The sequence below is a fragment of the Paracoccus aerius genome, from assembly GCF_014656455.1.
GTDB lineage: Bacteria > Pseudomonadota > Alphaproteobacteria > Rhodobacterales > Rhodobacteraceae > Paracoccus > Paracoccus aerius.
In genome coordinates this window covers 209,501-221,430 of sequence record NZ_BNCL01000006.1, presented here as the reverse complement: position 1 = coordinate 221,430, position 11,930 = coordinate 209,501, and the positions used below count along the sequence as shown (strand labels likewise).

Genomic DNA, 11,930 nt, shown 5'->3' with positions numbered 1-11,930 from the left:
ACGAAACCCTGCAATTCAAAGCGAATGAAACCGCATCTTCAGCACATAAAATCAATGCAGTAAGAGTTGATCAGGCCGGACTTCTTAGTCTTGAAATGACGGGAGGAGGAACTGGAGCAGCAGGCCACGCGAAAACACGGTTCTCTATTCTCAGCTTGCTGCTATATGGGACGAGTCATTGGTTTTCGAGTATGTGCATGATGAAACACAAATACTACAATAATCATTTTATAATATTAACATTCTCTATTCTTTCCGTGATGTTTCTCATCATGTTTGGCTATTATGGGGTGGGGCGTAGCGGCCATTTCGCTTTTGACATGCCTTATCTCCAAGTTGCAGGCGAGATGTGGCGGAACCTCGCTAATCCTTATGACGTAGAAAGCTTCAAGGAGAATATGAAGCTCGTTACCGGTTTGGATTCGGGAAACTACGCCTATCCGCCAAATTCCTTTCCTATAGCGCTTGCGCTTTCTTTCGGTTCATCCGATACGGCCCGATGGATCAGCGGGGCGATGAATCTGGCCGCGATTGGTTTTCTGACGCTCTTCATTCACTGGGGTGCCGCAGCGGGCGAATATATTAGAACCTCCCACGCACGCGCCACGGCTGTCATCGCTTCGGCTCTCGTTATCGGTAATCCGTTGACGGCCCATGTAGTGTGGATGGGGCAGACAACCCTCATATCGGCCGCGTTCATCTATGGCTGCTGGATGTTGGCCAACCGCCGGCTGGATCTGTTGGCCGGGATCTTGCTGGGGATAAGTGCCTTCAAGCCGCAACTGGCAATTCTTGTCGGTCTCTGGTTCATGATGGACCGACGGTGGGTTCTGGTCGCGGCAGCGGCTGTCACGACCATAGTGGTTTCGGGCTGGCCGATTGTTGCGCAAGGGGTAGATGGCTCGTGGCTGGCCTGGATGCGGACCTTGTCCCAATACCAGAACACGGTCCACAACCTTCCCAGCTTCAAGCACGTCTTTGGTGTTCGAAGCGTCCTGGCCACGGCCGGAATTTCCGCCCCATCCTTTATGGTGCCAGGAATTATAGCCTTGATTGCGCTTTATCGTTTTCGACGGCATTACGAAGAGATCTGGCTGATCAACGCCATCCTGATCATATCATTTCTGTTCGTCTATTCGCATGATTACGATCTTGCACCTGTGGCTGTGATCGCTTTTCCGCTTCTGATGGCGGCGCAAGGCAGGCCGCGCGTGCTGATGTTGCTTTGTTTTCTGGCTTTTGTGATCTTCTTTCCCCAAAGGATCTGGGAAAGGTTTGATTTGGACATGATGGCTAGAACGCGCGAACTTGCCCTGATGGGTGTCTTGGCGACCTATCTGAAGATCTGCAGGATCACCTGGCCGGCGGCTTCAAAGGCCGCGGTTGCTGTATGACCTCGCCCTGTTCAAGACCTCAAATTTTTGCTCGGTAACTTCCTTGCAGGGCTCGGAGTTGTAAATGCCTTCCCTTTCAGTGCAGCGTCTTTCCGTCGTCGTTCCCGTTCTTAACGAAGAGGATGCGATCGGACTTTTCCTGGAAAAGGTCATCCCGATCATCCAGGACATCGACCGCCTCGAGTACGAGATCATCTTCGTCGACGATGGCTCGACCGATCGTACAAGCCAGGTTTTGCATCAGGTCCATGCTGCTAATCCAGCGGTCTGCATGGTGCGCCTCAGCAGGAATTTTGGGAAAGAGGCAGCCCTGACAGCCGGCCTGGAAGCGGCAACCGGTGATGCAGTGATCCCTATGGATGTGGACCTTCAGGATCCACCCGAACTTATTGCAAGATTTGTCCAGCTATGGCGCGAAGGATACGACGTCGTCTATGGCCAGCGTAGCGACCGCGCCAGTGATACTGCAGCCAAAAGCGGATCGGCAGGTCTTTTCTATTCACTCTTCAATCGTCTTTCGTCGTTGAAGATCGAGCCGAATGTCGGTGACTTCCGGTTGATGAGCCGTCCGGCCTTGCAGGCGACGCTTCGTCTGCGCGAACGCAACCGTTTCATGAAAGGCATCTTTGCCTGGGTGGGATTCCAGAGCATTGGGGTGCCTTACACAAGGCCCGCACGCGCAGTTGGCACCAGCAAGTTCAACTATTGGAAATTGTGGAACTTCGCACTTGACGGACTTACGAGCTTTTCCACGGTTCCGCTCCGCGTCTGGACCTATGTCGGGGGGATCGTTGCCGTGTTTTCCGTGAGCTATACGATAACAATTATCCTGCAGACCCTGTTTTTTGGGCGCGACGTGCCAGGTTATGCATCGCTCATGGCGGTGGTGCTGATGCTTGGCGCAGTCCAACTGATCTCGCTGGGGATAATCGGTGAATATCTTGGCCGACTCTACATCGAATCTAAACAGCGCCCAATTTATGTTGTTCGTGAACAGGTTGGGCTGCGACCGCAAACAGAATCATCTTCTCCGGTCGAGACACTTCTTGCATACTCGAAAGCTGCAAGATGAAGGCGGGAAACTCGTTTATTGAAGTGACACGTTTCGGCATCGTTGGCCTTGCCGCCACTGCCATGCATTATCTTGTCTTGACCGTTCTGGTCGAACTGGTTCGAATTCCTCCCACGCCCGCGAATGGTTTGGCCTTTCTTTGTGCCCTTGGTATCACTTATCTAGGGCAATCGCTGTGGGTCTTCAGAAAGCGCAGCCAGCATGGCGTGTCGCAAATTCTAAGGTTCATTGTTTCGCTTGCGGTGGGATTGCTTTCAAACATGGCGATCATGGCGATAAGCGTCCATGCTTTCAAACTGGACTATCAGACCGGCTTTCTGCTGGCTCTGATTTTGGTGCCAATGCTGAGCTTTATGATCAATCGATCCTGGGTCTTCAGGGAACCACAACGCGGGTAACTCGTCCCGCTTTTGTTCAAGAAGCCATTCCTGTGCCCCTCCTCCTGGACTTGGAAAGGGATCATCGCGCCCATTGCCGTGGCGTCCCGTCAGTTCCGCCAGGACTGGCGTAGCCAGAAAGACAGGCACCTGCCGCCGCCCTCTCAAATTGCCACGCAGTCGGCATAGTGGCAGATCTCGCCGTCTGCGTTTGTTTCGGTGACCAGGCCGTGGATGTCGGTTTCAAAACCGGGGCATTCGCGGGCGAATTCGCGGTTGAAGCGCAGGTAGTCGACGATCTTGGCGTTGAAGGTCTCGCCGGGGATCAGAAGCGGGATGCCGGGCGGATAGGGCGTCACGAGGCTTGTCGTGATACGCCCTTGCAGGTCGTCGATCGCCACCCGCTGGGTCTTGCGCCGCGCGATGTGAGAGAATGCCTCGGACGGGGTCATCGCGGGATGGTGGTCCGACAGATAGATTTCCGTCGACAGGCGCGCGACATCGTATTTCGCATAAAGCGCATGGACGTGCTGGCTGAGATCGCGCAGGCCCATCCGTTCGTAGCGGGGATGCTTGGCGCAGAATTCCGGCATCACGCGCCACAGGGGCTGGTTGCGGTCATAGTCGTCCTTGAACTGCTGGAGCGCCGCGACAAGCGTGTTCCAGCGGCCCTTGGTGATGCCGATCGTGAACAGGATGAAGAAGCTGTAAAGGCCGGTCTTTTCGACGACGACGCCATGTTCTGCCAGGTATTTCGACACGATCGAAGCCGGAATGCCGGTGGTGTCGAAGCGACCCTCGATGTCCAGGCCGGGGGTGATGATGGTCGCCTTGATCGGGTCCAGCATGTTGAAGCCGGGCGCCATGTCGCCAAAGCCGTGCCAGCTGTCCTCTCCGTCGCGCTGAACGCCTTCGCTGTCGGTGCGGCGCAGCACCCAGTCCTTGGTGCGGCCGATCCCCTCTTCCTCGAGCGCCTCTGGCCCCCAGACCTGGAACCACCAGTCGTTTTCGCCGAACTCTTCGTCGACCTTGCGCATGGCCCGGCGGAAGTCCAGGGCCTCCAGGATCGACTCCTCGACAAGCGCCGTGCCGCCGGGCGGCTCCATCATCGCGGCGGCCACGTCGCAGCTGGCGATGATCGAATATTGCGGGCTGGTCGAGGTATGCATCAGGTAGGATTCGTTGAACAGGTGACGGTCCAGCTTCACCTCGTTCGAGTCCTGGACCAGCACATGGCTTGCCTGAGAGATGCCGGCCAGCAGCTTGTGGATCGACTGGGTCGCATAGGTCACCGAATGCTGCGTCCGGTCGCGCTTGCGGCCCATCGCGTGATAGGTGCCATAGAACGGATGGAAGGCCGCATGCGGGATCCAGGCTTCGTCGAAGTGGAGATTGTCCACATAGCCATCCAGCATCCGCTTGATTTCCTCGGTATTGTAGAGGACGCCGTCATAGGTCGATTGCGTCAGCGTCATGATGCGCGGCTTGACCTGTTCCGCGTCCACGTCCTGCAGCAGGGGGTTCGACCTGATCTTGGCCCGGATGGATTCCGGCTCGAACTCGGAATGGGCGATGGGGCCGATGATGCCCCAATGGTTGCGGGTGGGCCGCAGGAAGACCGGGATGGCGCCGGTCATGATGATCGCGTGCAGGATCGACTTGTGGCAGTTGCGGTCCACGACGACCACGTCGCCGGGCGCGACCGTATGGTGCCAGACCATCTTGTTCGAGGTCGAGGTGCCGTTGGTCACGAAGAAGCAATGGTCGGCGTTGAAGATCCGCGCGGCATTGCGTTCGGACGCGCCGATGGCGCCGTTGTGGTCCAGAAGCTGGCCCAGTTCCTCGACCGCGTTGCAGACATCCGCCCGCAGCATGTTCTCGCCATAGAACTGGTGATACATCTGCCCGATCGGTGATTTCAGGAAGGCCACGCCGCCCGAATGGCCCGGACAGTGCCAGGAATAGGACCCGTCCTCGGCATAATCCAGCAGGGCCTTGAAGAAGGGCGGCTGGATCCCCTCAAGATAGCTTTTCGCCTCGCGGATGATGTGCTTGGCCACGAATTCCGGCGTGTCCTCGAACATGTGGATGAAGCCGTGCAATTCGCGCAGGATGTCGTTGGGCAGGTGCCGGCTGGTCTTGGTCTCGCCATGCAGGAAGATCGGAACGTCGGCATTCTTCCACCGCACCTCCTCGATGAAGGACCGCAGGTTCACGACGGCCGGGTCAAGGTCTGGGCCGGGGCTGAACTCCTCGTCGTCGATCGACAGCACGAAGGCACTGGCGCGGCTTTGCTGCTGCGCGAACTTAGACAGGTCGCCATAGGTGGTGGCGCCCAGCACCTCGAAGCCCTCTGCCTCGATGGCCTCGGCCAGGCCGCGGATCCCAAGCCCCGAGGTGTTCTCCGAGCGGAAGTCTTCATCGATGATGACGATGGGGAAACGAAACTTCATTGGTCTTCCTTTTCGGGCGTCACCTTGGTTGCCACGTTCTTTCCAGTGTGGACTGGCCCGTCAAGGCCGCGCGGATAGCTGAACACGGTCGTGATGATGATCATCGCCAGGATTGCATTCCATCCCGGCGGCATCGAAGGCGCAGCCTCCTGCTCTGCCTGTCATCCGTCCCATGCAATAAAGATGTCGCGTCCGCGATGGAAGCCGCTGCGGCGCTACTCGGTCGGATCGTCGCTGGCAGGTCCGGCGCCGGTCTTGCGGTCGAACCTGGGCTGCCGTGCCGTGCCCGACGGTTTGATTGGGCCGTCACCCTTTCGCAGCGAAGGACGGGTGGTCTGATCCTTCTCCAGATCGTCTGGCACGCCTTGTTCTTTGTCGGACATCGTCACCTCCTGCGCCAACTTCAGGATCAACATTTTCCGGCAGGGCATCGTTCCTCTTGGCGATGGGCGGCCGTGGCCGTGCCTTTGTTCAAGGCGATGGCGATCCTGACCCTGCCCGGCCTTGCTGGCGGCAGTCGGCGTGGCATGGGTGCCGAAGACTATGCTCTCGCAACGCAAAGCTTTTGTTTCGAACTTGGAATGCCAAAGGCCGGCCTATCCTGCGAAACGGTTGTTCTTGTGCTGGGACGGAGAACGCGCGGTCGGAAGCCGCGCCGTGCTGATGCACAACGCGGCGCAGTCCTTGTCCGACCGGCAGATCAGGGCCTTGTGGCCCATTTCGCGGCGCGGGAGGCACCAATGCGAGGCTGGCGAAGGGCAAAGACCGAACCTCGATGCCGGCTCTCGGCTGTCCAACGACGATTACGGACGTCACTGGATCTCGGTCAGCAGGCCGGCGGCAAGCCTTGCGCGTTCCGACAAGCTCGCGATCTCGATATGTTCGTTCAAGGTGTGCAGTCCCTTGCCGCGAACGCCGATCGAATCCAGCGTTGGTACGCCCATGGCGCCGGTGAAGTTGCCGTCCGAGCCGCCGCCGGCGCTGCCTGCTGCCAGATCGAAGCCGATCCGGGACGACAACTGCCGCGCCAGGTCGTAAAGCGCCATCGTGCCGGGCTGCGGTTCCCAGACCGGGCGGGTGACGCCGCGGGTCACGATGAACTCGACGCCGTCTTCCTCTCCTTGCAGGGCAAGCATGGCGGCGACGCCCCGATCCAGATCATCTTGCGTCTTCGCCATGCTCAGAACCTCGGCCCGGCACGAGGATGAGACGCAGTTGACCCACTGCCCGGCATGGATCACGCCAACCGAGAAGGTGCAGTCCTCGGTGGTCATGGCCTCGATCTGCAGGATGCGCTTGGCCATCGCGGCGATGGCCGACCGCCCGTCCTTGAGCGCCCAGCCAGCGTGGCTGGGACGACCCTGCGTCAACAGGTCGAAGCGTGCAATGGCATAGCGGCCGATCACCGCGCCGCCATCCGGCGAGGCCGGCTCGGGCACCAGAACCGCGCGTTGGCCCCGCGCCGCGTCCTCGATCAGGCCGCGCGTGGCGGGGGTGCCGACCTCCTCGTCCGGGGTGAACAGGAAGGTGACGGGCAGGGGCGTGGTCAGGCCGGCCTTGCCGATCTGGCGCATGGCTTCCAGGAAGACATAGTTGCCGCCCTTCATGTCCATGATGCCGGGACCATAGGCCAGCCCCCCTTCGCGCCGGAAGGGCAGGGTCTCCAGGGTGCCGATGGGATGGACGGTGTCCATGTGGCCGGACACGAGGATGCCGGGCTTGCCCTGGTCGGGGTGCGGAAAACTCGCGCGGATCGAGGTGCCGAAGCCCTTGGTACCGGGGATCGTCTCGACAGTGGCGCCGATGGCAGCCAGGTCGCGGGCGGCCAGGTCCATCATCCGGCTGACGGCAGCCGCGTCCCAGGTGGGGCTTTCGCATTCTATCCAGGGGCGCAGGCCGTCCAGCATCCGGTCGGCGTCGAAGGGCAGGTCCAGGGCGCTCATGCCGCGTCCCCCAGGGGCAGGCGGCGTTCGATCAGCCGGGCATAGATCGAGGCGCCCACCGGCAGGATGGCGGGATCCAGGACGAAGCCCGGATTGTGCAGCGGCACCGTGCCCGCGTGGCTCAGGTTGCCATAGGCGCCCGGTACCTGTTGCAGCATGTCGGCGAAATCCTCGGACCCGGTAAAGGGTTCGCTCTCGGTATCGACCTGGGCCTGGCCAACGACATCGGCCGCGGCCTGCGCCCAGGCATCCGTCAGATCCTCGTCATTGACCAGCACATCGAAGATTTCGCGGAACTCGACGGTGATGGCGACGCCGAAGGCCCGTGCGATTCCGTCGCAGATGTCGCGCATCCGGGACTGCATCAGGTCGCGCACCTCGGGCCGGAAAAAGCGGATCGTCCCGGCCAGGGCCGCCGTTTCCGGCACCACGTTATAGGCGCTGCCTGCGTGGATCTGGGTCACGGACAGCACCGCGCGGTCAAGCGGTGCGACGTTGCGGCCCAGCACGGTCTGGAACTGGCCGACAAGGCCGGATGCGACGACCAGTGCGTCGCGCGACTGGTGCGGCATGGCAGCGTGGCTGCCCTTGCCGCTGACTGCGATGTCAAAGAAGGACGCGCCTGCCATGGCGGGGCCGCGGCAGATCGTGGCCTGCCCCGGCTTGCCAGTGGGCTGGTTGTGCATCCCGTAAACCTCGTCCACCGGGAAGCGTTGGAACAGCCCGTCCGCGATCATGCCGCGCGCGCCGCCCAAGCCTTCCTCGGCCGGCTGGAAGATGAAGACGGCGGTGCCGTCGAAGTTGCGGCTGGCGGCCAGGTATTTCGCGGCGCCCAGCAGCATCGTCGTGTGCCCGTCATGGCCGCAGGCGTGCATCTTGCCCGCGTTCCGCGAGGCATAGTCCACGCCGCTGGCTTCCTGGATCGGCAGGGCGTCCATGTCGGCGCGCAGGCCGACGCGCCGGTTGCCCTGGCCGCGTCCCCGCAGCAGGCCGACGACGCCCGTCTTGCCGACGCCTTCATGCACCTCGTCCACACCATATTCGCGCAGCTTGGCCGCCACGACCCCTGCGGTGCGCACCTCCTCCAGCCCGATCTCGGGGTTGGCGTGCAGGTCCCGGAAGATGGCGTCCAGTTCGGAGGCGGCAGCGTCGATCTCAGGCAGGTTGGGCATGGGTCACCTTCGGCAGTTCGCGGAAATTGTGGAAATCCCAGAACCGGCCGGGCGCGGCGTCGATCAGGGCGCGGGTATAAGCGTGGGCTGGGGCTGCCAACACCTCGGCGGCGGGGCCGTGTTCGACAACGGCGCCGCGGCTCATCACGATCACCTCGTCGCAGATCTGGGCGGCGACGCGCAGGTCATGGGTGATGAAGACGATGGCGATCCCCAGGTCGCGCTGCAACTGGTCCAGCAGATCCAGCACCTGCGCCTGTACCGACACGTCGAGCGCCGACACGGCTTCGTCCGCCACCAGCACATCGGGGCGCATCATCACGGCCCGCGCGATGGCAATCCGCTGGCGCTGACCGCCGGAAAACTGGTGGGGATAGCGCGCCAAGGCATCCTCCGGCAGCCCCACGACGCCCATCAGGCGCGCGGCCTCGGCCAAGGCCTCGCGGCGGGGGGTGCCATAGTTCAGCGGACCTTCGATCAGGCTTTCGGCAATGGTCCAGCGGGGGTTCAGCGACCGCATCGGATCCTGGAACACCACCTGCAGCTTTTGACGGTGCGGGCGCAGGGCACGGCGCGAAAGATCCGCGATGTCGGTGCCGTCCAGCATGATCCGTCCCGATGTCGGGTCGATCAGCCGCATGATGCAGCGCGCGACCGTGGATTTGCCGGACCCGGATTCGCCCACGATCCCCAGGGTGCGCCCGCGCGACAGGGTGAAGGCCACGTCCTTGGCGGCATGGGCCTGCGGCAGCGACTTCAGGATGCCGCCGCCCCCATAGACCTTGTTCAGAGCCTCGACCCGAAGAACCGTGTCATCGGCAACCACCCGCGCGTCGCGGGGCGACAGGCTAGGGACGGCCGACAGCAGCTTGCGGGTGTAATCGGCCCGGGGATGGCGCAGCAGGGTTTCGACGGGGCCATGTTCGACGATCTCACCGTGCTTCATCACATAGACCGTATCCGCGATCTCGGCCACGACGCCCATGTCATGGGTGATGAACAGCACGGCCGTTCCGTGCTTTTGCTGCAGTTCGTCGATCAGCGACAGGATCTGCTTCTGCGTGGTCACGTCCAGGGCCGTGGTCGGTTCGTCCGCGATCAGCAGAACGGGTTCCAGCACCAGGGCCATTGCGATCATGATCCGCTGGCGCTGCCCGCCCGACAGCTGGTGGGGATAGGACCGGAAGATGCGGTCCACATCGGGCAGATGCACCTGTTCCATGATCGCCAAGGCGCGCCTGCGACGTTCGGCGAGGGGCAGGTCGGTGTGAAGCTCCATCACCTCCATGATCTGGTCGCCGATCCGCAGGACAGGGTTCAGCGCCGTCATCGGTTCCTGGAAGATCATGGCCACGCGGGCGGCGCGAAGCTCGCGCATCTGCGCCTGGCTGAGGGGCAGCAGGTCACGGCCCTGCAGGGCAATTGTCCCTGACGCGACTTTCAGAGCCTCGGGCAGAAGGCCCATGATGGCCAGTGAGGTCACCGACTTGCCGGACCCGGATTCGCCCACAAGGCAGACGGTTTCGCCCTGCCGGATGGTTACGTCGATGCTCTTCAGAACCTGAGGGTTGCCCGGCGTTTCCGGCAGGCTAACGGTCAGATTTCGGGCCTGAAGCGCGACGGGCGCGGCGTCGAAATTGCGTGTCTTGAACAGCATCGGTCTATCCCGCCCGTTTCTTCAGCCGCGGGTCCAGCATGTCGCGTGCGGCATCGCCCAGAAGGTTGATCGACAGGATGCACAGCGACAGCGCCAGCCCCGGATACAGGATCAGTTCCGGCTTGATGCGGAAGAACATGCGCCCCTCGGCCATGATGTTGCCCCAGGTGGGGGTCTCGGTGCTGACGCCCGCGCCCAGGAAGGACAGGATCGCCTCGGTCAGGATGGCGGAGGCCAGGATATAGGTGCCCTGCACGATCAGGGGCGCCAGGGTGTTCGGGACCAGGTGGCGGACCAGGATTTTCGGCATGGATGTGCCAAGGGCGATGGCGGCCTCGACATAGGGTTCCTCGCGCGCCGCCAGCACGACGGCCCGGACCAGGCGCACGACGCGCGGGATTTCGGGGATGGTAATGGCCGCGATGACCGATCCGACCGACGGCCCGTTCAACGCGACAAGCGCGATGGCCAGCAGGATCGACGGGATCGCCATCAGCGCGTCCATCATCCGCATGATGATCGCATCGGCCGTGCGGAAGAAGCCCGCGACCATGCCGATCACCAGCCCGATCAGGACCGAGACGACGGCGGTGGCGATGCCGATGATCAGCGACAACTGCCCGCCGATCAGCACCCGGCTGAAGATGTCGCGGCCGAAATTGTCGGTGCCCAGGGGGTGCCCTTCGATCGGGCCTTTCAGGCGGGCCAGCGGGTTCATGGTCAGCGGGTCATGCGGCGCGATCCACTGCGCCAGCAGCGTCAGCACCACGATCACGGCCAGCACCAGGGCGGCGATCTTGCTGCCCCAGCCGAACTGCGGCAGCCGCAGCGCGCGAAGGACCGGCTGCATGGCAGAGGTCGGCGGCGGAATGGGGGACATCAGTAGCGGATCCTCGGGTCAAAGAAGCTGTAGCTGAGGTCGATGAGCAGGTTCACCAGCACGTAGAGAAAGCTGGTCAGCAGGATCATCGCCTGGATCACCGGATAGTCGCGGGCCAGGATGGCATCCACGGTCAGCCGCCCGATGCCGGGGATGTTGAACACCGTTTCCGTCACCACCACGCCGCCGATCAGCAGCGCGAAGCCCGACCCGATCACTGTCAGGATCGGGACTGCCGCGTTCTTCAGCGCGTGGCGGAACAGGACGGTGCGTTCCGGCGCACCCTTGGCGCGGGCGGTACGAATGTAATCCTCGCCCAGCACCTCGAGCATGTTGGCCCGCGTCATGCGCGCGATCAGCGCGATATAGATCGTGCTCAGCGTCAGCGCGGGCAGGAAGGCGTTTGACAGGAACGCGCCCAGGCCGCTGCCGACGGGCGTATAGCCTTGGACCGGGAACCAGCCCAGCTTCAGCGAAAAGATCAGGATGAAGAGATAGCCGATCACGAAGACCGGGACCGAAAAGCCCAGGACCGAGAAGGTCATCACGGCATAATCCGCCCCGCTGCGGTGCTTCCAGGCGGCCAGCACCCCCATCGGCACGGCCATGGCGACCGACATCAGGATTGTCAGGATCGCGATGGCGAAGGTCGGGCCCATCCGGTCGGCGATCATGGCGGACACCGGCGTGTTCGAGATCAGCGAGACCCCCAGATCGCCCTGCATCAGCCGCCCCAGCCAGGTGACGAACTGGATATGCAGCGGCTGGTTCAGGCCCATCGCCTCGCGGATGCGTTCAAGCTGCGCGGGGGTTGCCATGTCGCCCGCAATGATCGCGGCGGGATCGCCCGGGGTCAGGCGCAGCAGCAGGAAGACGAAGACGGCGACCAGCAGCATCACGGGAATGACGGCCAGGATGCGCCGCAGGATGTAACCCAGCATCAGGTTTCCTCGGATCGGACGGGCAGGTCAGGGGCAGCGGC

General features: G+C 62.2%; 11 protein-coding genes. 3 read left to right on the top strand and 8 right to left on the bottom strand.

All coding sequences use genetic code 11. From position 1 onward, the window contains the following. The 3 genes from IE224_RS09810 to IE224_RS09800 form a co-directional block, all read left to right on the top strand. A partial coding sequence (locus IE224_RS09810; protein ID WP_191309917.1) for a glycosyltransferase family 87 protein occupies nucleotides 1-1,394 on the top strand: 1,394 nt, incomplete at its 5' end. 64 nt (nucleotides 1,395-1,458) lie between these two features. Further along, a complete protein-coding gene (locus IE224_RS09805) occupies nucleotides 1,459-2,466 on the top strand; it encodes a glycosyltransferase family 2 protein (protein WP_191309915.1) in 1,008 nt (335 codons plus the stop codon). Continuing rightward, entirely contained in the window at nucleotides 2,463-2,864 is a 402-nt protein-coding gene (locus IE224_RS09800; RefSeq protein ID WP_191309913.1) for a GtrA family protein, read from the top strand. Before IE224_RS09805 ends, IE224_RS09800 begins: the two co-directional genes overlap by 4 nt. Before the next feature lie 143 nt (nucleotides 2,865-3,007). Here the strand turns inward: IE224_RS09800 and IE224_RS09795 are convergent, their stop codons facing one another. From IE224_RS09795 to IE224_RS09760, 8 genes are all read right to left on the bottom strand, one after another. Continuing rightward, a complete protein-coding gene (locus IE224_RS09795) occupies nucleotides 3,008-5,296 on the bottom strand; it encodes an arginine/lysine/ornithine decarboxylase (RefSeq protein WP_191309911.1) in 2,289 nt (762 codons plus the stop codon). After that, complete coding sequence (locus tag IE224_RS09790) at nucleotides 5,293-5,430, bottom strand: hypothetical protein (protein WP_191309908.1); 138 nt, start codon at nucleotides 5,428-5,430, stop codon at nucleotides 5,293-5,295. Before IE224_RS09790 ends, IE224_RS09795 begins: the two co-directional genes overlap by 4 nt. Nucleotides 5,431-5,511: 81 nt before the next feature. Next, nucleotides 5,512-5,679: a hypothetical protein gene (locus tag IE224_RS09785; RefSeq protein WP_191309905.1), complete on the bottom strand. Its 168-nt coding sequence runs from the start codon at nucleotides 5,677-5,679 to the stop codon at nucleotides 5,512-5,514. A 429-nt stretch (nucleotides 5,680-6,108) separates the two neighbouring features. Further along, nucleotides 6,109-7,239, bottom strand: a complete 1,131-nt coding sequence (locus tag IE224_RS09780) for a M20/M25/M40 family metallo-hydrolase (RefSeq protein WP_191309903.1) — start codon at nucleotides 7,237-7,239, stop codon at nucleotides 6,109-6,111. Beyond that, nucleotides 7,236-8,411, bottom strand: a complete 1,176-nt coding sequence (locus IE224_RS09775; protein ID WP_191309901.1) for a M20 aminoacylase family protein — start codon at nucleotides 8,409-8,411, stop codon at nucleotides 7,236-7,238. The genes IE224_RS09780 and IE224_RS09775 overlap by 4 nt, the downstream gene beginning before the upstream one ends. Continuing rightward, nucleotides 8,395-10,068 (bottom strand): ABC transporter ATP-binding protein, encoded by a 1,674-nt coding sequence (locus IE224_RS09770; RefSeq protein WP_191309899.1) that lies wholly within the window; start codon nucleotides 10,066-10,068, stop codon nucleotides 8,395-8,397. Before IE224_RS09770 ends, IE224_RS09775 begins: the two co-directional genes overlap by 17 nt. Before the next feature lie 4 nt (nucleotides 10,069-10,072). Further along, the gene (locus tag IE224_RS09765) at nucleotides 10,073-10,948 is read right to left on the bottom strand and encodes an ABC transporter permease (protein ID WP_191309896.1); all 876 of its coding nucleotides are present in this window, start codon (nucleotides 10,946-10,948) and stop codon (nucleotides 10,073-10,075) included. Further along, nucleotides 10,948-11,889 (bottom strand): ABC transporter permease, encoded by a 942-nt coding sequence (locus tag IE224_RS09760; RefSeq protein WP_191309893.1) that lies wholly within the window; start codon nucleotides 11,887-11,889, stop codon nucleotides 10,948-10,950. The genes IE224_RS09765 and IE224_RS09760 overlap by 1 nt, the downstream gene beginning before the upstream one ends. Nucleotides 11,890-11,930 lie beyond the last annotated feature (41 nt).

Bases quoted from the DNA above. Each gene is read 5' to 3' on its own strand.
- IE224_RS09765 (WP_191309896.1), bottom strand. From the start codon at position 10,948: ATGTCCCCCATTCCGCCGCCGACCTCTGCCATGCAGCCGGTCCTTCGC.
- IE224_RS09760 (WP_191309893.1), bottom strand. From the start codon at position 11,889: ATGCTGGGTTACATCCTGCGGCGCATCCTGGCCGTCATTCCCGTGATG.
- IE224_RS09790 (WP_191309908.1), bottom strand. From the start codon at position 5,430: ATGCCGCCGGGATGGAATGCAATCCTGGCGATGATCATCATCACGACC.
- IE224_RS09795 (WP_191309911.1), bottom strand. From the start codon at position 5,296: ATGAAGTTTCGTTTCCCCATCGTCATCATCGATGAAGACTTCCGCTCG.
- IE224_RS09770 (WP_191309899.1), bottom strand. From the start codon at position 10,068: ATGCTGTTCAAGACACGCAATTTCGACGCCGCGCCCGTCGCGCTTCAG.
- IE224_RS09805 (WP_191309915.1), top strand. From the start codon at position 1,459: ATGCCTTCCCTTTCAGTGCAGCGTCTTTCCGTCGTCGTTCCCGTTCTT.
- IE224_RS09800 (WP_191309913.1), top strand. From the start codon at position 2,463: ATGAAGGCGGGAAACTCGTTTATTGAAGTGACACGTTTCGGCATCGTT.
- IE224_RS09785 (WP_191309905.1), bottom strand. From the start codon at position 5,679: ATGTCCGACAAAGAACAAGGCGTGCCAGACGATCTGGAGAAGGATCAG.
- IE224_RS09775 (WP_191309901.1), bottom strand. From the start codon at position 8,411: ATGCCCAACCTGCCTGAGATCGACGCTGCCGCCTCCGAACTGGACGCC.
- IE224_RS09780 (WP_191309903.1), bottom strand. From the start codon at position 7,239: ATGAGCGCCCTGGACCTGCCCTTCGACGCCGACCGGATGCTGGACGGC.